The sequence below is a fragment of the Bifidobacterium sp. LH_426 genome, from assembly GCF_056356875.1.
The window spans coordinates 200,535-220,285 of record NZ_JBKEVB010000005.1 but is presented as its reverse complement, the minus strand read 5'-3'; the positions used below and the strand labels follow the sequence as shown (position 1 = coordinate 220,285).

Sequence of the window (19,751 nt, the reverse complement as noted above, 5' to 3'; positions counted from 1 at the left end):
CGCGCTTGCGGCACGCGGACGACAATCGCGCCACGTCAGCGTTCCTTCTCCCATTCGGGCGTGTCCGCGATGGCCGGACCATGGTTGTATTCGGCGAGACGCCAACGGAACGTGCCGTCAGGCATGTCCATCAGCGCGAGCCGCACCCAATGCGCGTTGCGCATCGAGACGACCGTGGCGAACGTGGGATCCACCTTGTCCAGCCCGAGCAGGGTCTGCAGGGTCTGCGCGATCCACGCGCCGTGGGAGAACACGAACAGGTCGGTGTCCTCCCCCGCGCGCGTGGCCCAGTCGTTCAGCGCCTCCATGCCGCGCATGCCCACGTGGCTTTTGGGTTCGGCGCCGTACTTGAGTTCGCCGCCGCCATGCATGCGCCATGAGGCGAAGTCCTCCGGGTAGCGTTCGGCGAGTTCGGCGACGGCGTGGCCGTCCCATTCGCCGAAGCTGCGTTCGCGCACGCGCTCGTCGTCATGCACTTCGACGCCCGCCCGGGGGCCGCCGAGCGCGTCGGCGAACGCCTGCGCGGTGGCGTGGGCGCGGCTCAGGTCGGAGGAGACGATGAGACGTCCGGTGACCTCCGGACGCCGGTCGACGTACAGCGACTTCAGCGCGGCCGCGGTCTGGACGACCTGCCACCGGCCGACGGCGTCGAGCGGGATGTCGACCTGCCCCTGCAGCTTGTGCGCCGCATTGTAGGAGGTGCGCCCGTGACGCACGAGGAAGACGGATCGGACGTGGCGGACCATCATTCGGCGCTTTCCGGGTGCGCGAGCTCCAGGTCGATCTGCGGGCAGTCGCGCCACAGACGCTCCAGTCCGTAGAATTCACGGGATTCCTCGTGCATCACGTGAATCACGTAGTCGCCGTAGTCGAGCAGCACCCACTGGCCTTCGGTGAGACCTTCGCGGTCGCGCGGCTTGCGCCCGTCGCACTTGAGGTAGAGATCCTTTTCGATCTCCTCGGCGACGGCGAGCACCTGGCGCTCGTTGGATGCGCCGGCGATCATCATGATGTCGGTGATGCCGAGCGGTCCGGTCACGTCGTAGGCGACGATGTCGGTCGCCTTGACGCGGTCGGCCGCCTCGGCGGCGATGCGGATGTCGTCGATGGATGACTGCAGTGCGGTCATGAATCTCCTCGTGTCTGTTGCGTGATCTGAATGGTCGGAATCGCCGGAATGGCCGGAATGGCCGATACGCCCACGAGCGCCGGTCAGCGCTCCCAGGCGGGCTTCCAGCCTTCGACGTTGTGCTGCGTGTTCTCCGAGTACACCATCGTGTCGTCGGGAACGGCGTGGCGGATGACGGATCCGGCGCCGGAGGTGACGTTGTCGCCGACCTCCACGGGCGCGACGAGCAGGTTGCCGGCGCCGATGTGGCAGCCGGCGCCGATCGTCGTGCGGTTCTTGTGCACGCCGTCGTAGTTGGCGGTGATGGTGCCGCCGCCGACGTTCGTATGGTCGCCGAGCTGCGCGTCGCCCACGTAGCTCAGGTGCGGCACCTTGGTGCCGTTGCCGATGTGCGCCTTCTTCATCTCGACGAAGGCGCCGGCCTTCGCCTCCTCGCCGAAGTCGTTGCCCTGGCGCAGGTACGTCCACGGGCCGATGTTGGTGGCGCGGCCGATGTGGGATTCCTGAACGCGGGAGCGTTCGACGACGGCCTCGGCGTCGATGGTCGCGTCGATGAGCGTCGAGTACGGTCCGACGACCGCCTCCTCGCCGATGACCGTGTGGCCTTGGAGGAACGTGCCGGGCAGGATGGTCGCGTCGCGGCCGATCTCGACGTCGTCCTCGATCCACGTGGTCTCCGGGTCGAGGATGGTGACGCCGGCACGCATCCACGCCTCGCACACGCGGCGGTTGTGCGCCTTGGCGAGCGCGGCGAGCTGCACGCGGTCGTTGACGCCTTCGACGCTCAGGGGGTCGGGGGCGGTGAACGCGCCGACCTTGCCGTCGGCGCGGGCGGTCTCCAGCGCGTCGGTGAGGTAGAACTCGCCCTGCGCGTTGTTGGACTTGAGGTCGGCGATGGCGCGAGCGAGCAGTTCGGCGTCGAACACGTACACGGAGGTGTTCACCTCCTGCACGGCGAGTTCGCTGCGGTTCGCGTCCTTCTGTTCGACGATGCGCAGCACGTTGCCTTCGCGGTCGCGGATGATGCGGCCGTAGCCGGTCGGATCGTCGAGCACGGTGGTCAGGACGGTGGCGCCGTTGCCGGATTCGTTGTGGAACGCGACGAGCTTGGCGAGCGTGTCGGAGTCGAGCAGCGGCATGTCGGAGGCGGCGATGAGCACGGGGCCGGTCAGCGGGCCGTTCTCGGCGAGCTGCGCCATCGCGCACTGCACGGCGCGGCCGGTGCCGGGGATGTCGTCCTGGTTGACGATGGTGACGTCCTCGTCATAGGAGCGGGCCGCGGCGGCGACGCGCTCGGCCTGGAAGTGGACGACCACGGCGAGCGTGTCCGGATCGAGCGCCTTGACGGAGTCCATGACGCGGTTGAGGAAGGTCCTGCCGGCGAAGGCGTGCAGCACCTTCGGCTTCTTGGAGCGCATGCGGGTGCCTTCCCCCGCGGCGAGGATGATTGCGGCGGTCACTGCCGAAGATGCCATATGCGTGTCGTTCCCTTCACTTGGCGTGTCATCTGTTCCAGCACCTAACGATAGACGGCCGCCCGGATGTGCCGGACGGCCGTCTGCGCGGTGTAGGCGTTCCCCCACCTGGATTCGAACCAAGACAAAGGGTTCCAAAGGCCCGTGTGCTGCCATTACACCATGGGGGACCGGCGGCGTTCGCCGCCAAGTGTTTATTTATACCATAAGGTCAGGCGAAAAGGAAACCCTGGCCATGGTGCTCGGGGTACGTGTCGAACAGCTCGGCCACGGAGCCGTCCTCGAACACGGCGCGGATGGCACCGGCGAGCAGCGGGGCGATGGACAGGACGGTCAGTCCGTCCCAGCGCTTCTCCTCGGGGATCGGCACGGTGTCGGTGAGGACGACCTCGCGGGCGCCGCTCTCCTTGAGGCGTTCGACGGCGGGACCGGACAGCACGCCGTGCGTGGCGACCACGGTGACGGACTTCGCACCGGCCTCGCGCAGCACCTTGCATGCGCCGGCGATCGTGCCGGCGGTGTCGATGAGGTCGTCGACGAGCACGCAGTCCTTGCCTTTGACGTCGCCGACGACGCGGTTGGCGACGGCCTGGTTCGGACGGGTGATGTCGCGGGTCTTGTGCACGAAGGCGAGCGGGCCGCCGCCGAGGCGCTGCGCCCACTGCTCGGCGACGCGGATGCGGCCGGCGTCCGGGGAGACGACGGCGACGTTGTCGAGCTGGCCCTGGAAACGGTCGCGGATGTAGTCGACGAGCACCGGCATGGCGATGAGATGGTCGACGGGGCCGTCGAAGAAGCCTTGGGACTGCGCCGCGTGCAGGTCGACGGACATGATGCGGTCGGCGCCGGCGGTCTTGAGCAGGTCGAAGATGAGACGGCAGGAGATGGGCTCGCGGCCGCGGTGCTTCTTGTCCTGGCGGGAGTAGCCGAGCAGCGGGCAGACGGCGGTGATGGAGCGGGCGGAGGCGCGCTTCAACGCGTCGATCATGATGAGCTGCTCCATGATCGCCTTGTTGATCGGCTGGTAATGGCTTTGCAGCACGAACACGTCGGCGCCGCGGACCGATTCGGTGTAGCGCACGTACATCTCGCCGTTCGCGAAGTCGTATGCGGTGGTTTCGAGCACGTCGATGCCGAGCTGGTCGGCGACGTCCTGCGCGAGTTTCGGATGAATCCTTCCCGTGACGAGAATAAGGTTCTTGTCGGGCTTCCCTTCGAGGATTGCGCTCACCGTATCTCCCAAACGTTGTTTGCAGTTATCAATGGACGAAAACCAAGTGTAATGGCCATAGCCGACCTGCTCCGCGGGCACGCGTCGCGCGGGTTCAGTGCCCGGCGGCGATCCATGCGTCGATGGACCGTCGGATGGCCTGCGCGTAGAGGTCGCCGCCGTCGGGGTGGATGCCGTCCGCGGCGAGGTGGTCGGCGTTGGCGGTGGCCATCGCGTCCCAGTCGGCGACGAGCACGTTGCCGGGGTGTCCGGCGGCGAAGTCGGCGAGGAGCTGGTTGTTCGACGGGATCCACGAGCGGTCGCCGTGCGCGTTGACGAGCACGAGCACCCGGTCGGGGCCGATCATGTCGAGGTAGCGGTCGAGCTGTTCGGGCGGGATGGGACCGTTGGTGGCGAGGCCGAGCACGACCCACTGGCGCAGCCCGTCGCCCTTGCCGGACACGATGCCGATGCCGGCGAAGCTGGAGCGCGACACCTGCGCGTCGATGTCGATGCCGGGGAACACCCGCTGCATGCCTTTGGCGCCGGCGAGCATGACGGAGTCGCCGATGGCGGTGATGTCGTCGCCGGCGGGCATGGCGTGCGCCGGTCTGCGCGGCGCGGGGGCCTGGGCGCGGCCGAGCGCCCGTTCGGCGTCGAAGCGCGCGGCCTGCCGTTCGAGCGCGATCTCGACGGAGGTCCTTTCCGGCGCGTCCCGTACGGCGTACACGCCGCCGACGATCACGGACAGGAGGACGACGCAGGAGACGACGATGCGCACGAAGCTCCTCCAGGTGACGAAGCCCAAGGGGACGACGATCGAGACGACGCCGCCGACCGCCGCGGGACGTTCGACGAGGATCCACGAGACGGCGGTGGCGAGGATGGCGACGGCGAGCGTGACCGGCAGCACCCATGGACGCATGTCCCGTCCGGGCGCGAGACGCGGCAGCGCGGCGGAGACGATGAGCCACACCGGCCAATGCCAGAGATACAGGCCGTAGGAGTAACGGCCGAGGAGGGCGAGCGGGCGGAACACGAACTGGGACTGCATCCATGAATCGGTCTGCACGGTGCCGGCGATGAGCAGCACGGCGAGCACGCTGGCGAGCGGGATGCCCCATCGGAACGCGTCGGCGTCCTGGTCGCCGCGGAAGGCCATGTCGATGAGCGCGATCGCGGCGATGAAGGCGACGGCGGGCGCGAGGACGCGCCGGGCGCGCACGATCCACGGCAGACGGTCGCCGATGGCGACGTGGCGGTTCGCGACGATCCAGGCGAGGGCGACGCCCAGCATGAAGCCGGTGGCGTGCGTGTCGGTGCCGAAGTAGACGCGCGTGGGGTCGGCGCCGGGCTCGTACAGGAGGTTCATCGACAGGGCGCTTCCCACGGCGAGGGCGAGGGGGACGAGCACGGAGCAGCGGCTGCGCCGGATGCGGTGCATGATCCATGCGAGGAGCGGCGTGACGAGGTAGAGCTGCATGAGCACGGAGACGAACCACAGGTGCCGCAGCAGCTGCGGGTTCATCTGGCCGAAGTAGCTGTTGCCGCTGGCGATGGCGTACCAGTTGTAGCACCCGAGCGCCACGGTGACGATCTGGTCGCGGATGCGGACGAGCAGGTCCCCGTCGAGCAGCCATGCGGCGGTGCAGACGGCGGGCACCATGAGCACGAGCGCCGGGTAGAGGCGCGCGAAACGTCTGGGCCAGTACTCCTCGAGGCCGAGCCCCTCCCCCGCGTTCAACCGGGTGAACATGCCGCTCACGGCCAGGAATCCGGACACGGTGAGGAACACGTCCACGCCGTAGAATCCTCCCGGCAGCCATGACTGCTCGCAGTGATACAGGATGATGGCGATGAGGGCGAGTCCCTTGATGCCGTCCAATCCGACGAAATGCCGACGTGCCACTGTTCTTCTCTACTTCTCTTGTCTCTCGTTCTTCCCGCGTCCGCCGGGTTGTTCCCGCAAACCGCGACAGTGACAGACTAGTAACACTCCCCCCGCCGACGCGCCTTTCCCGTGTCGTCGTTCACGCCACATTCAAAAAGGCCCGGAACGTCGGAAACGTTCCGGGCCCTCTCACCTCACCGGGGAATCGCAGGATGCGCGCGGAGACCGCCGTCCGAAGGCGAAGGCGTACGACGGTACGTCGAGCCCGAGGAAAGGCGGCATACGCTCCATCCCGCGATTACTCCCATTCGATGGTCGCCGGCGGCTTGGAAGTGCAGTCCAGCACGACGCGGTTGATCTGGCGGCATTCGTTGGTGATGCGGGTGGAGATGGTGGCGAGCACGTCGTAGGGGACGCGGGACCAGTCGGCGGTCATGGCGTCCTCGGAGGAGACGGGCCTGAGGACGATGGGCGAGCCGTAGGTGCGCTCGTCGCCCTGGACGCCGACGGAGTGGACGTCGGCGAGGAGGACGACGGGGCACTGCCAGATGTCGCGGTCGAGGCCGGCCTTGGTGAGCTCCTCGCGGGCGATGGCGTCGGCCTCGCGCAGGACGTCGAGGCGTTCGCGGGTGATCTCGCCGACGATGCGGATGCCGAGGCCGGGGCCGGGGAACGGCTGGCGCCAGACGATCTCGTCAGGCAGGCCGAGCTCGGTGCCGATGGCGCGGACCTCGTCCTTGAAGAGGGTGCGCAGGGGCTCGACGAGCTGGAACTTGATGTCCTTGGGCAGGCCGCCGACGTTGTGGTGGCTCTTGATGTTGGCCGCGCCGTCGCCGCCGCCGGATTCGACGACGTCCGGGTAGAGGGTGCCCTGCACGAGGAACTTCACTTCCTTGCCGCGGGCGCCGGCCTCCTCGAGGACCTGGAGCTGGGCCTTCTCGAAGGTGCGGATGAACTTCTCGCCGATGATCTTGCGCTTGCGCTCGGGCTCGGAGACGCCCTTGAGGGCGTCGAGGAAGTCGTCGGCCGCGTCGACGGTGATGAGGCGGATGCCGGTGGCCTCGACGAAGTCGTGCTTGACCTGCTCGACCTCGCCCTTCCTGAGCAGGCCGTGGTCGACGAACACGCAGGTGAGCTGGTCGCCGATGGCCTTGTGGACGAGGGCGGCGGCGACGGCGGAGTCGACGCCGCCGGACAGGCCGCAGATCACTTCGGCGTCGCCGACCTGCTCGCGGATCTTCGCGACCTGGTCCTCGATGATGGAGGAGGCGTCCCAGTCGGAGCCGAGGCCGGCGCAGTCGTGGAGGAAGGTCTCGATGAGCTGCTGTCCGAGGGGGGTGTGCTTGACCTCGGGGTGCCACTGCACGCCGTAGAGCTTGCGGGACTCGTCGGCCATGGCGGCGACGGGCGCGCCCTCGGTGTGAGCGAGGACCTCGAAGCCGGCGGGCGCGGTCTTGACGGCGACGCCGTGGCTCATCCACGTGCTCTGCTCGGCCGGGGAGCCGGCGAGGATGGCGTCGGCGTGGTCGATCGTGGTCTCGGTCTTGCCGTATTCGCCGAGGGCGGCCTTGTCGACGTCGGCGCCGAGGGCGTAGGCCATGGCCTGGAAGCCGTAGCAGATGCCGAGCACGGGCACGCCCGCCTCGAAGAGCTTCTTGTCGACGCGCGGGGCGCCGGGCTCGAAGACGGAGGCCGGGCCGCCGGAGAGGATGATCGCCTTCGGATCCTTGGCCAGCATCTCGTCGACGGGCATCGAGTGGGGCACGAGTTCGGAGTAGACGTTGGCCTCTCGGACGCGACGGGCGATGAGCTGGGCGTACTGGGCGCCGAAGTCGACGACGAGCACAGGACCTGTTGCCATGGATGTTCCCCTAACGTTTATCGGGATGTAACTTGATGACTTGCCGGACCATTATCCCCGTCCAACGAGACAAGGGGAAAAGGCCGTTTTCATGTGCGGAAAACGCACTTCCTCCACATGCCGGCACGGCCAACACGCCGGGAGTGAACATAACGAAACGAACGTGCCCCATCGCGCGAAAAGCGTTGTTTCCATTGATATTCCAACGTTTTCATTTCGTCTTGCCGCATTTTTGATGCGCACAATCGCACGGGCAATTCACACAAAACCAGCAAAAATCAAAACAATTCCGAACACACCCGCAAGAAATCGTTCAAAAGTCGTGTTGTCCTCGTACCATAACGAGTGATTGGGAGCGGAAACCGCATAACCGCAAGGCTGTACGGCACCGCGACCGAGTGGAAATAATCAATCGCGCGACGATCGCACGATCGGCGCGCAGGAGTACAGGAGTACACATGACGAGTCCTGTTATTGGCACCCCTTGGAAGAAGCTGAACGCTCCGGTTTCCGAGGAGGCCCTCGAAGGCGTTGACAAGTACTGGCGCGTTGCCAACTACCTCTCCATCGGCCAGATCTACCTGCGTAGCAACCCGCTGATGAAGGAGCCCTTCACCCGCGAGGACGTCAAGCACCGTCTGGTCGGCCACTGGGGCACCACCCCGGGCCTGAACTTCCTGATCGGCCACATCAACCGCTTCATCGCCGACCACGGCCAGAACACCGTGATCATCATGGGCCCGGGCCACGGCGGCCCGGCCGGCACCTCGCAGTCCTACCTGGACGGCACCTACACCGAGACCTTCCCGAAGATCACCAAGGACGAAGCCGGTCTTCAGAAGTTCTTCCGCCAGTTCTCCTACCCGGGCGGCATCCCGTCCCACTTCGCTCCGGAGACCCCGGGCTCCATCCACGAGGGTGGCGAGCTGGGTTACGCCCTGTCCCACGCCTACGGCGCCATCATGGACAACCCGAGCCTGTTCGTCCCGGCCATCGTCGGCGACGGTGAGGCCGAGACCGGCCCGCTGGCCACCGGCTGGCAGTCCAACAAGCTCGTGAACCCGCGCACCGACGGCATCGTGCTGCCGATCCTGCACCTCAACGGCTACAAGATCGCCAACCCGACCATCCTGTCCCGCATCTCCGACGAGGAGCTCCACGAGTTCTTCCACGGCATGGGCTACGAGCCGTACGAGTTCGTCGCCGGCTTCGACGATGAGGACCACATGTCCATCCACCGTCGCTTCGCCGAGCTCTTCGAGTCCATCTGGGACGAGATCTGCGACATCAAGTCCGCGGCCAACACCGACAACGTGCACCGTCCGTTCTACCCGATGCTGATCTTCCGCACCCCGAAGGGCTGGACCTGCCCGAAGTACATCGACGGCAAGAAGACCGAGGGCTCCTGGCGTTCCCACCAGGTGCCGCTGGCCTCCGCCCGCGACACCGAGGCCCACTTCGAGGTCCTCAAGAACTGGCTCGAGTCCTACAAGCCGGAGGAGCTGTTCGACGAGAACGGCGCCGTCAAGGACGATGTCCTCGCCTTCATGCCGAAGGGCGAGCTGCGCATCGGCGCCAACCCGAACGCCAACGGTGGTGTCATCCGCGACGACCTGAAGCTCCCGAACCTCGAAGACTACGCCGTCAAGGAAGTCGAGAAGTACGGCCACGGCTGGGGCCAGCTCGAGGCCACCCGTCGTCTGGGCGTCTACACCCGCGACATCATCAAGAACAACCCGCACGACTTCCGCATCTTCGGACCGGATGAGACCGCCTCCAACCGTCTGCAGGCCTCCTACGAGGTCACCAACAAGCAGTGGGACGCCGGCTACATCTCCGACGAGGTCGACGAGCACATGCACGTCTCCGGCCAGGTCGTCGAGCAGCTGTCCGAGCACCAGATGGAAGGCTTCCTGGAGGGCTACCTGCTCACCGGTCGCCACGGCATCTGGAGCTCCTACGAGTCCTTCGTGCACGTGATCGACTCCATGCTCAACCAGCACGCCAAGTGGCTCGAGGCCACCGTTCGTGAGATCCCGTGGCGCAAGCCGATCGCGTCCATGAACCTGCTGGTCTCCTCCCACGTCTGGCGCCAGGACCACAACGGCTTCTCGCACCAGGATCCGGGTGTCACCTCCCTGCTGCTGAACAAGTGCTTCCACAACGACCACGTCATCGGCATCTACTTCGCCACCGATGCGAACATGCTGCTGGCCATCGCCGAGAAGTGCTACAAGTCCACCAACAAGATCAACGCCATCATCGCCGGCAAGCAGCCGGCCGCCACCTGGCTGTCCCTCGACGAGGCTCGCGCCGAGCTCGAGAAGGGTGCCGCCGCTTGGGATTGGGCCTCCACCGCGAAGTCCAACGATGAGGCCGAGATCGTGCTTGCCGCCGCCGGCGATGTCCCGACCCAGGAGATCATGGCCGCCTCCGACAAGCTCAAGGCCATGGGCATCAAGTTCAAGGTCGTCAACGTGGTGGACCTGCTCGCTCTGCAGTCCGCCAAGGAGAACGACGAGGCCCTGTCCGACGAGGAGTTCGCCGACATCTTCACCGCCGACAAGCCGGTGCTGTTCGCGTACCACTCCTACGCCCACGACGTGCGCGGCCTGATCTACGATCGTCCGAACCACGACAACTTCAACGTCCACGGCTACGAGGAGGAAGGCTCCACCACCACGCCGTACGACATGGTTCGCGTGAACGAGATCGATCGTTACGAGCTGACCGCCGAGGCCCTGCGCATGATCGACGCCGACAAGTACGCCGATGAGATCAAGAAGCTCGAGGACTTCCGTCTGGAAGCCTTCCAGTTCGCGGTCGACAACGGCTACGATCACCCGGACTACACCGACTGGGTGTACTCCGGCCTGAACACCTCCGAGAAGGGCGCCATCACCGCCACCGCCGCCACCGCCGGCGACAACGAGTGACGCGCCGCCTCTCCACGAGGTGATCGCATCCCGTAAGGGCTGAATGGGGCCCGGGTTCCATACCCGGGCCCCATTCGTATATTCCGACGCATTCTCCCGCAACTTTCCGCGAATTTCACGGCAACACGTGCGTGAACGATAACAAGCGCCGCTACAATGAAGGGTGGCTACATCCGCACTGAATCATCAAAGGAGACTGACACCAGTGACCGTCACCCGTGTATACATCGCAAGCCCCGAGGGCGCCAATGGCCGCAACGTCGTCGCATACGGCGTCCTCAACGCGCTGACCTCCAAGTACAAGACGATGGTGTTCCGCCCCGCCGTGTCCAACCACGACCACTTCACCCCGGTGCTGCTCGCCGCCTCGAACGCGGGCCTCGGCGTCGCCCTGTCCACCGGACTCGACATCCACAAGGTGCGCGCCGACAAGGAGACCGCCCGCGGCGACATCGTCGGGGCCTTCAACGACGCCCTCGCCGTCTCCCGCGCGGACGCGGCGCTCATCGTCGGCACCGACAAGTCGCACGTCAACGATCCGACCACCTACGAGTTCAACGCGAACGTCGCCGCCGACCTGCAGGCCGGCGTGTTCCTCTCCATCTGCACCATCGACCGTTGGCCGGACGAGCTGGACGAGACCGTGAAGCTGTCCATCGAAGGCATGGAGGCCGCCGGCAACAAGGTGCTCGGCATCTTCGTGACCGGCTGCGAGCCGCGTCACGCGTTCTCCGTCAAGCAGACCCTCGCCAAGTACGGCCTGCCCGTGTGGACGATCCCGCAGGTGCCGTTCACCGACGAGGACAACAAGACGCTGGCGCTCGAGACCTTCCGCGCGAACGCCCCCACCGAGGAGGTGCTCGCCGCGCTCGACGTGGACGACGACTTCCCGATCACCCCCTACGCGTTCCAGTACGGCCTGATCGGCAAGGCCAAGACGAACAAGAAGACGATTGTCCTGCCTGAGGGCGAGGAGGACCGCATCATCAAGGCGGCCGACTTCCTGCTCGAGCGCGAGGCCGTGAACCTCATCATCGTCGGCGAGAAGGACGCCATCCTCGCCCGCGGCAAGGAGCTCGGGCTCAAGTACCTCGACCGCGCCCGTTTCCAGTCCATGGACGACGAGGAGATCCTCAAGCCGATGGTCGAGAAGCTGTGCGAGCTGCGCGCCAAGAAGGGCATGACCGAGGAGCAGGCCCGCAAGCAGCTCAAGGACGCCAGCTACTTCGGCACCATGCTCGTCGTGCTCGGCCAGGCCGACGGCCTGGTCTCCGGTTCCGTCAACTCCACCGCCAACACGGTGCGCCCGGCCCTGCAGGTCATCAAGACCAAGCCCGGCCAGAAGCTCGTCTCCGGCGCGTTCCTCATGTGCTTCAAGGACCACGTGGCCGTGTTCGCCGACTGCGCCATCAACCTGAACCCGACCGCCGAGCAGCTCGCCGAGATCGCCATCCAGTCGGCGGCGACCGCCAAGTCGTTCGGCATCGACCCGAAGGTCGGCATGCTCTCCTACTCCACGCTCGGCTCCGGCAAGGGCCCGGACGTCGACGTCGTCGAGGAGGCCACGAAGCTCGTCAAGGAGAAGGCCCCGGACCTGCCGGTCGTCGGCTCCATCCAGTTCGACGCCGCCTGGTCGCCCACCGTGGCCGCCACGAAGGCCAAGGGCAACGACGTCGCCGGCCACGTCAACGTGTTCGTGTTCCCCGACCTGTGCGCCGGCAACATCGCGTACAAGGCCGTGCAGCGCTCCTCCGGGGCGCTCGCCATCGGCCCGGTGCTGCAGGGCCTCAACAAGCCGGTCAACGATCTGAGCCGCGGCGCGCTGGTGCAGGACATCATCAACACCGTCGCCCTCACCGCCGTCACCGCGCAGTGATCCGATGAACGTCCCCACGGTCTTCCCGTCATTCGGCGGGAGGACCGTGTCTTGTAGCAAGCAGCGAGTAATCTAAACACTTGGAAAGCCGTGTTTCACGGTACGACAACCACAATGGAGGATGCCCACAATGGCGAAAACCGTCCTTGTCATCAATTCCGGCTCCAGCTCGATCAAGTACCAGCTGGTGGACCTCGAGACCGGCGAGGGTCTCGCTTCCGGCCTCGTCGAGAAGATCGGCGAGCCGATCGACGGCCACTACAAGCACGAGTACAACGGCGAGAAGCATGAACTCGAGGAGCCGATCCACGACCACGAGCAGGGTCTGAAGCGCGTCCTCGGCTTCTTCGAGGAGTACGGCCCGAAGCTGTCCGACGCGGGCATCGTCGCCGTCGGCCACCGTGTCGTCCAGGGCGGCTCCCTCTTCCCGAAGCCGGCCCTCGTCACCGACAAGACCATCAACCAGGTCAAGGATCTGGCCGTCCTCGCCCCGCTGCACAACGGCCCTGAGGCCAAGGGCGCCGAGGTCATGCGCTCCCTGCTGCCGGACGTGCCGCAGATCTTCGTCTTCGATTCTTCCTTCTTCTTCCAGCTGCCGAAGGCCGCCAGCACCTACGCGCTGAACAAGGAGATCGCCGACCAGTACCACATCCGCCGCTACGGCGCCCACGGCACCTCCCACGAGTTCATCTCCTCCGTGGTGCCCGAGGTCGTCGGCAAACCGGCCGAGGGTCTCAAGCAGATCGTCCTGCACATCGGCAACGGCGCCTCCGCCTCCGCCGAGGTGTCCGGCAAGCCGGTCGAGACCTCCATGGGTCTCACCCCGCTCGAGGGCCTCGTCATGGGCGGCCGCACCGGCGACATCGACCCGGCCGTGGTCTTCCACCTGATCCGCAACGCCCACATGAACGTGGACGAGCTGGACGCCCTGTTCAACAAGCGCTCCGGCATGACCGGCATGACCGGCTTCGGCGATCTGCGCGAGGTCCACCGTCTGGTGGCCGAGGGCAACGAGGACGCCAAGCTGGCCCTCGACGTCTACGTGCACCGCATCGTGAGCTACATCGGCAACTACACCTACCAGATGGGCGGCTGCGATGTCATCACCTTCACCGCCGGCGTCGGCGAGAACGACGACATCGTGCGCAAGATGGTGTGCGACAAGCTCGCCCCGTTCGGCGTGAAGCTGGACGAGGAGAAGAACGCGACCCGCTCCAAGGAGCCGCGCATCATCTCCACCCCGGATTCCTCCGTGGTCATCGCCGTCATCCCGACGAACGAGGAGCTGGCCATCGCCCGCAAGTCCGCCGCCATCGCCGAGGCCGGCGAGGACACCTACGGCAACAAGTTCGCCAAGTGAGTCCCGTCGCCTAGGCCCGTCCGACCGGTCGCCTAGACCGTGGGACGGATTGATACGGCATACGGGAAGGCCCCTGATCTCCATCATCATGGAGGTCAGGGGCCTTCCCGTATTCGATTCGCTTCCGGGCTGTCTCGACGGCTACTCCCCCAGCAGCCCCCGCCACATACCCGTGAAATCGGGCAGCGTCTTGCGCGTGGTCTCCACGTCGACGACGAGCACGCCGTGCACCGCCAATCCGATCATCGCGGCGAACGTGGCCATGCGATGGTCGGCGTAGGACTCCATCACCGCGCCGTGCAGGTCGCCGCGCGGCACCGGCGTGATCGCGATGCCGTCGGGCAGCTCCTCGGCCTCGCCGCCGATCCGCCTGATCTCGGTGACGAGCGCCTCCAGACGGTTCGTCTCATGGCCGCGCAGATGTCCGATGCCGATCATGCGCGTCGGCGCGTCGGCGAATACGAGAATCGCGGCGAGCGACGGCGCGATCTCGCCGGCCGCCGTCAGATCGAAATCGCCGAGACCGCGGATCGTGCCGTCGGACGTGACCTGGCAGTAGCGCACGCCGTCCTCCTCGGGAAAGGCGACGGTCGCACCCATGCGCTCCAGATAGCCGGGCAGGAGACCGCCCGGCTGCGTGGTCTCGACCGGCCAATGCGGCACGCGCACGGTGCCGCCGGCGATGAGCGCCGCGCCGAGGAACGGCGCCGCGTTCGACAGATCCGGCTCGACGACGACGCGCTCCGGCAGCTGCAGCGCGTGCGGCGCGACGGTCCACACGCGTGCCGCCTCGTCGGCCGAGGCCGCTCCCCCGGCGCCGTTCACGTCGGCGACGGTCATGCGGATGTGCGGCAGGCTCGGCGTCTTCTTCCCCGTATGCGTGAGCGTGAGACCGCCCGGCAGACGCGATCCGACGAGCAGCAGACCGGAGATGAACTGCGACGATCCGGACGCGTCGATGGACACGTGCGCAGCTTCGGCGGGAAGTGCGGCGGGCGGCGTGACGGTGAACGGCAGGAAGCCTTCCTCGCCATGGTATTCGACCGTCGCACCCAACTGCTCCAATCCGTCGAGCACCGGCTTCATCGGGCGTGCATACGCCTGCTCGTCGCCATCGAACCGCACCGGGGCGTCGGCGAACAGGGCGAGTCCGGGCACGAAGCGCATCACCGTGCCGGCGAGTCCGCAATACACGTCCACGTTGCCATGGAAGCGTCCGTCGGCGGGCGGCGTGACGGTGACGGTCGTCTCATTGCCCGGGGCGACGGCGCAGGTCACGCCGAGCGCCTCCAACGCGCCCATCATCAGTTCGGTGTCGCGCGAGCGCAACAGGCCGACGAGCGTGACCGGTTTCTTCCCCAATGCGGCGAGAATCAGATACCGGTTGGACAGGGATTTGCTGCCGGGAATAGTGACGACGGCATGCAACGGGCCGTCCGCCTTCGGCGCGGCCCACAGGTTCTTCTGCGATTCACTCATGCCACCATCGTATCGGCATCATGGCCGAACCGCGTGGATGCGTCCGTCTTACTTGGAGCGCTCCTCTCATACCCCTGTTTGAGCACGTCGTTGAGCTTCTGCAGCAGCGTGGACGGATTCGCGTTCTCACGCGACTGGCGCAGCTTGTCCTGGAAGTCGTTGATCGCGCCCGACGAGGCGTCGAGGTCGACCAGCTGCGCGGACAGCGTCTGGAGCTGCTGCGCCTGGTCCGAACCCGAGCTGATGGCCGAGATGTCGCCGAGCGCCTTGATCTGGTCGACCACGGCGGCCATCTGGTCGAGCGACTGGGTGAGCGTGCCGGAGAATTCGGAGACGACCTTCGCCTTCGCCTTCGCCAACGATTCCGTCGACGTACGGCAGGAGGCGATGTACTGCTCGTATTGGGCGGTGAAGTCGCTGTCGTACACGGTGCCGCTCGGCGTGTTCCCGCAGGCGTCGTTCATCGTGGACAACGCCTGGGCCGAATCCGCGAGATTGGCGGACATGTCGGCGAACCGGTTCGCCTGGCGCACATAGGAGGCGTAGGCGGCGGCGACGTCCGTGTCCCTGTTGGCCCTGAGATCGGCGAACGACGCCGCGGATTCACGCAGCTTCGCGGCCTGCGTCTTGAGTGCGCTCACCTTGTCCGCATCGTAGCCGACACCCTGCGTATAGAGGAATCCGAGCGCGTCGTCGATGGCGGCCGAGGTCTTCTCGTATTGGCGCTGCATCGCCACCGTGCGTTTCGTTCCGGCCGAATAGTCGGAGGCGCGCACCGAACCGAACGGACGGACGACGACGAGCGTGACGATCAGGGCGATGACCACGATGACCACGACGACCGCGACGGCCACGCCGATCATCGCGGCGGCCGGCGGGCGGCGACGCGGCAGTTCGACGGGAGCCACCAGCGTATCGAAATCGGGGGCTTCGAGCGGATCGCGCGGAACGTCGTCGGAAGCAGGTCCGGTGGGTTCCGCATCGCCGGTCACGGCAGGGGCCGTGGCGGGAACATCCGCGGAAACGTCCGCGGAAACGTCCGCAAGATCGCCCGTAGGTGCGTCCGCCGCGGGACCGCCCGCGGTGAAGGAACCGTTATCCGCCGCGTCCGCGCCGAGAGGCGGGATGACCGTCGTCTCCTCACCGTGGTGCTGCATGTCCTCGGAGGAGCCTTCACCCTGCTTGTCGTCGGTCATACCTTCTCCCTCTGTCTGGCGGGTGGCGGGGGACGCCGCGAAGACGCGGCGGCGCGTTCATGCGATTGCGCAAAGCAAGTGTACTGGTGAGAGAAGACGGCCATGTATCATGCGCGCCGTACATACGGACCCGCGCATGCGGCCCGTCGCGCGCCGGCGTCGTCAGCGGTCGGAAGCGATGCGGGACTCCGGCATGTCCGCCCTGCGCGCCGCCTGTTCGGCGGTCTGCGCGTGCACGAGCTCCATGGCGACGCGATCGGCCTCGATGGCGGCGATCTGCCGCGAGAACACGATAAACCAGCCGAGGAACAGCATGCCGGCGAGCGCCTCCACGTTGGTGAGCGTGTTGCGGCCGAGCATCATGTTCCCCCAGAATCCGGCGCACAGGAGCGCGGCCAGATCGGAGCCGACCATGACGACCCTGCTGATGCGGGGGGCGAGCCACGGCAGCAGGAGGAACAGGACGAGCATGACGAACGGCAGGCCCTTCGCGCAGATGTTATGCATGAGGTTGTGCGGCGTGTAGCGGAACGCGCCGATGCCGATGAACGCGAGACCGGAGACGGTGAGCAGCACGGACAGCACGGCGATGCGCACGGTGAAATGCGGGATGTCGTAGCCGCGGTTCGGATCGTCGCGCGTGCGGTCGTGCCATAGTCTCATGAGCCGTTCGGTGGTGACGAGCTCGGACACGGCGAAGTAGCTGACGATGATGACGCACACGCCGGCGAGCATGAGCGTCGAGTTGAACATCGTGGCGGCGAACGTGGTGCGGTCGCCGAGCTGGGAGAAGTTGTTGTGGTACCAGTACGGGTCGTCGGTGGTGAGTCCGGCGACGCACACGCCGGAGACGACGAAGAACGGCAGGAGCGAGGCGAGGGTCTTCGCGCTCATCATCTCCGCCTGCACGAACGTCATGTAGCCGACGACGCCGGCGAACGCGGCGCATACGGACGACATGTAGCCGACGAACAGCGTGCCCATCATCTCGTTGATGGCGCCGAGCAGCGCGAACGTGGAGAGGAACGTGGTGGCCGCGTACACGACGGACAGGGCGAGCGTCTCGAACGTGCGGCGCAGCGGCACGAGCCATCCGGCCTTGAGCGTCATCGACCGCGAATGGCTCATGTATCCGGCGCAGAAGGAGAGGACCGCGCAGGCGGCGACGATGCCGGAGCATACGGAGAAGCGGCGTTGCGTGACCTGCCAGATGGCGGAAGCGTATTCGAGATACAGGTTCATGCCGACGGCGCCGGCGAACGCGCACAGGATGAAGGCGACGAGTCCGCCCGTCTCGGCACGCTGGTGGCGGCCCATGCGCATCGTCTCCATGGCTCCTCCCGTTCGTGTCACGTCCACCTGTATTGTACAATGACTGATTGTGCCTGCTTCGGCAGAGCCACGACGGGCTGTAGCGCAGCTTGGTAGCGCGTCTGCTTTGGGAGCAGAATGTCGCAGGTTCAAATCCTGTCAGCCCGACCCGAAAGCCCTACTCCCGCTTGGGATGTAGGGCTTCTTTGTTTTGCTTCGAGGCTGCTCGTTAACATAATTCCAGTGTTAACGGATTAGCCGAATCCGCTAACACTTTTTGTTAACGTCGGACGATGCCAGTAATCCTTGTGATTCCAAGGGTTTGGGTACGATTGGCGGCATGTCCACGATGATTGACGTGTATCCAACGACGGATTACCTGCCCTTGGTCGAAGAGACGCGAAGCCGCACCCAGAAGCTCTATCAGCGACTGCTCGACCGGTACGGCATCGACAGCACCGTGGAGGTGAAGGCGTTCTATTACTGCAATCCCGACGAAGAATTACGTCGCGTGGATCCGGCCACTCGCTGGCGTACTGAAATGGATCTCTACTTCACATATGCGATTAACGGCGAGTGGCGTTCGGGGTCGTTCCCGACGCTGATGAAGCGCGCTCTGATCGAGCAATACGATATTGATGACTTCATGAACTCCGATGGGGAAAGGGGCTACCCGCCATCACGGTTGGGGGAATGCGAGCCGCTCGATGCCAATGAGTTCGACGTGCCGCTATCGGGGGAAGAAATGGGAGGTTTTTATGGATTAAATAAAAACAAGGAGTCAAGCCCGTCTCGTGTTGTGCGCGAGACGGGCTTAACTTGTGCGAGAGCCCCCGAAAGGCTATTCCGTGCCCATTCCGAATCCCTTGTTCACCGGCCCGTTGGGCTGTGGCTTTCTTCGGCGGGTTGGCGGAATCGGCCCGACGCCGGTGATTTCGGAGGATGGGCCGGTGTTGTCAGTTCCATCCTCCGACGAGTTCGAGACAGCAGTGGCCCGCCACCGAGTGTCCTCGGTAGGTGCCGACCACTTGGCTTGCGCCTTCGTATTTGCGGCCGGAGGGGTTCGGCGAGGCGATTTCCTGTTCGTCCATGATGGATGTGACGGTGAGCTTCGCTTCCCATTCGGGGATGGAGATAGTCCATCCGGTCGGGTATTTCATGCCGGTCACAGGACTTTCCCACACGTTGAAGGAGTCGTCGACCATCGGATCCACGCCGGCGGAAGATTGGGTGCCGTCCTCGTGCAGGACGCTGGCCCAGCAATGTTCGCTGCCGGTGGCCAGTTCGGTTACACCCCATAGGCTGATCACGTCGGGATCGTTGTCGAAGCAGAGGTTCATCCACAGCCATTTGCAGTTGTAGCCGTCCTTGAGGCTTCTGTCTTTGGGCATGCCGGCGAACTGACGGTCCATCCATACCATCCCCTCCACCTCGTGGCGCTGGCCGTCGAGAGTGATGACGCCTTTGGCGGCCATGTGCGGGAACGAGTATTGGTAGTTGGCCACTCCGGCGATCTGGAAGTAGCCGGTACCGAGACTGTAGAGTGGGTATCCGGTGCCGTGCAGGTCGAGGTAGATGGATCCGTCCGGCATGGCCGATGCGATGCGCATGTTGTCGAGGTCGCCTTCGATGACGTCCTTGTCGGTGTGGATGTGCAGTCCCTGGCCTGCGACTTGTCCTCGCCTGACCTTGTAAAAGCGGTCTTCGTGACGGTAGATGCGTCCGGTCTCATCGGTGATGGACAGCACGCTGTTGATCATGCGCACCGGCAGGTATTTGGAGAGCTGCAGGACGCTGACGTGGTACATGAAGTCGAGGGTGTGTCCGTCCGCCTCGAAATGGCCGACCCAGAACCATGAGTTGCCGGCTTTGTCGGTGCGGATGAAGGTGTCCCGGATGGGGTCCACCAGCGGTTCGGTGCCGTGGCGGAAGGTGCGGATGTTGTGGGTCAGCGAGTTGTTCGTGGTGTTCATCATGTCTCGTTTCGTTTTGGTTCCGTGTTGTCTGTTGATGCGCTGTCGGTTCGG

Annotated in this window: 13 protein-coding genes and 2 tRNA genes; 4 read left to right on the top strand and 11 right to left on the bottom strand. The window is 65.6% G+C overall.

Going from position 1 to position 19,751, the window contains the following annotated elements; translation table 11 throughout:
• Nucleotides 1–35: 35 nt before the first annotated feature.
• The 7 genes from AC1AYD_RS07100 to guaA form a co-directional block, all read right to left on the bottom strand.
• Nucleotides 36–746 (bottom strand): histidine phosphatase family protein, encoded by a 711-nt coding sequence (locus AC1AYD_RS07100; RefSeq protein ID WP_476502208.1) that lies wholly within the window; start codon nt 744–746, stop codon nt 36–38.
• A complete protein-coding gene (rsfS, locus tag AC1AYD_RS07095; protein ID WP_034526502.1) occupies nt 746–1,129 on the bottom strand; it encodes a ribosome silencing factor in 384 nt (127 codons plus the stop codon). The genes AC1AYD_RS07100 and rsfS overlap by 1 nt, the downstream gene beginning before the upstream one ends.
• An 83-nt stretch (nt 1,130–1,212) precedes the next feature.
• The gene (glmU, locus tag AC1AYD_RS07090; RefSeq protein WP_476502185.1) at nt 1,213–2,604 is read right to left on the bottom strand and encodes a bifunctional UDP-N-acetylglucosamine diphosphorylase/glucosamine-1-phosphate N-acetyltransferase GlmU; all 1,392 of its coding nucleotides are present in this window, start codon (nt 2,602–2,604) and stop codon (nt 1,213–1,215) included.
• Between the two features lie 99 nt (nt 2,605–2,703).
• A tRNA-Gln gene (locus tag AC1AYD_RS07085) sits at nt 2,704–2,774 on the bottom strand.
• Between the two features lie 41 nt (nt 2,775–2,815).
• Nucleotides 2,816–3,835: a ribose-phosphate diphosphokinase gene (locus AC1AYD_RS07080; RefSeq protein ID WP_476502184.1), complete on the bottom strand. Its 1,020-nt coding sequence runs from the start codon at nt 3,833–3,835 to the stop codon at nt 2,816–2,818.
• A 94-nt stretch (nt 3,836–3,929) separates the two neighbouring features.
• Complete coding sequence (locus tag AC1AYD_RS07075; RefSeq protein ID WP_476502183.1) at nt 3,930–5,723, bottom strand: acyltransferase family protein; 1,794 nt, start codon at nt 5,721–5,723, stop codon at nt 3,930–3,932.
• Nucleotides 5,724–6,003: 280 nt separating this feature from the next.
• Nucleotides 6,004–7,566 carry a glutamine-hydrolyzing GMP synthase gene (guaA, locus tag AC1AYD_RS07070; RefSeq protein WP_476502182.1) on the bottom strand — a complete coding sequence of 521 codons (1,563 nt, stop codon included), beginning with the start codon at nt 7,564–7,566 and terminating at the stop codon, nt 6,004–6,006.
• A 458-nt stretch (nt 7,567–8,024) separates the two neighbouring features.
• On the opposite strand from guaA, the gene AC1AYD_RS07065 reads away from it, so the two are divergent.
• The 3 genes from AC1AYD_RS07065 to AC1AYD_RS07055 all read left to right on the top strand — a co-directional run bounded on the left by AC1AYD_RS07065 (nt 8,025) and on the right by AC1AYD_RS07055 (nt 13,738).
• A complete protein-coding gene (locus AC1AYD_RS07065) occupies nt 8,025–10,502 on the top strand; it encodes a phosphoketolase (protein WP_034526492.1) in 2,478 nt (825 codons plus the stop codon).
• Between the two features lie 205 nt (nt 10,503–10,707).
• Nucleotides 10,708–12,378, top strand: a complete 1,671-nt coding sequence (gene pta, locus AC1AYD_RS07060; RefSeq protein ID WP_476502181.1) for a phosphate acetyltransferase — start codon at nt 10,708–10,710, stop codon at nt 12,376–12,378.
• Between the two features lie 130 nt (nt 12,379–12,508).
• Nucleotides 12,509–13,738: an acetate/propionate family kinase gene (locus tag AC1AYD_RS07055; protein ID WP_163197983.1), complete on the top strand. Its 1,230-nt coding sequence runs from the start codon at nt 12,509–12,511 to the stop codon at nt 13,736–13,738.
• 141 nt (nt 13,739–13,879) lie between these two features.
• On the opposite strand, the gene aroA is transcribed toward AC1AYD_RS07055, so the two are convergent.
• The 3 genes from aroA to AC1AYD_RS07040 form a co-directional block, all read right to left on the bottom strand.
• Nucleotides 13,880–15,217 carry a 3-phosphoshikimate 1-carboxyvinyltransferase gene (aroA, locus tag AC1AYD_RS07050; RefSeq protein WP_476502180.1) on the bottom strand — a complete coding sequence of 446 codons (1,338 nt, stop codon included), beginning with the start codon at nt 15,215–15,217 and terminating at the stop codon, nt 13,880–13,882.
• A complete protein-coding gene (locus AC1AYD_RS07045; RefSeq protein WP_476544874.1) occupies nt 15,214–16,413 on the bottom strand; it encodes a hypothetical protein in 1,200 nt (399 codons plus the stop codon). Before AC1AYD_RS07045 ends, aroA begins: the two co-directional genes overlap by 4 nt.
• 162 nt (nt 16,414–16,575) lie before the next feature.
• A complete protein-coding gene (locus tag AC1AYD_RS07040; protein WP_476544873.1) occupies nt 16,576–17,766 on the bottom strand; it encodes an ABC transporter permease in 1,191 nt (396 codons plus the stop codon).
• Nucleotides 17,767–17,818: 52 nt separating this feature from the next.
• On the opposite strand from AC1AYD_RS07040, the gene AC1AYD_RS07035 reads away from it, so the two are divergent.
• Nucleotides 17,819–17,892 (top strand) — tRNA-Pro (locus AC1AYD_RS07035).
• A 788-nt stretch (nt 17,893–18,680) separates the two neighbouring features.
• Here AC1AYD_RS07035 and AC1AYD_RS07030 read toward each other — a convergent pair.
• Nucleotides 18,681–19,700: a lipocalin-like domain-containing protein gene (locus AC1AYD_RS07030; RefSeq protein WP_476502177.1), complete on the bottom strand. Its 1,020-nt coding sequence runs from the start codon at nt 19,698–19,700 to the stop codon at nt 18,681–18,683.
• Between the last annotated feature and the right edge of the window lie 51 nt (nt 19,701–19,751).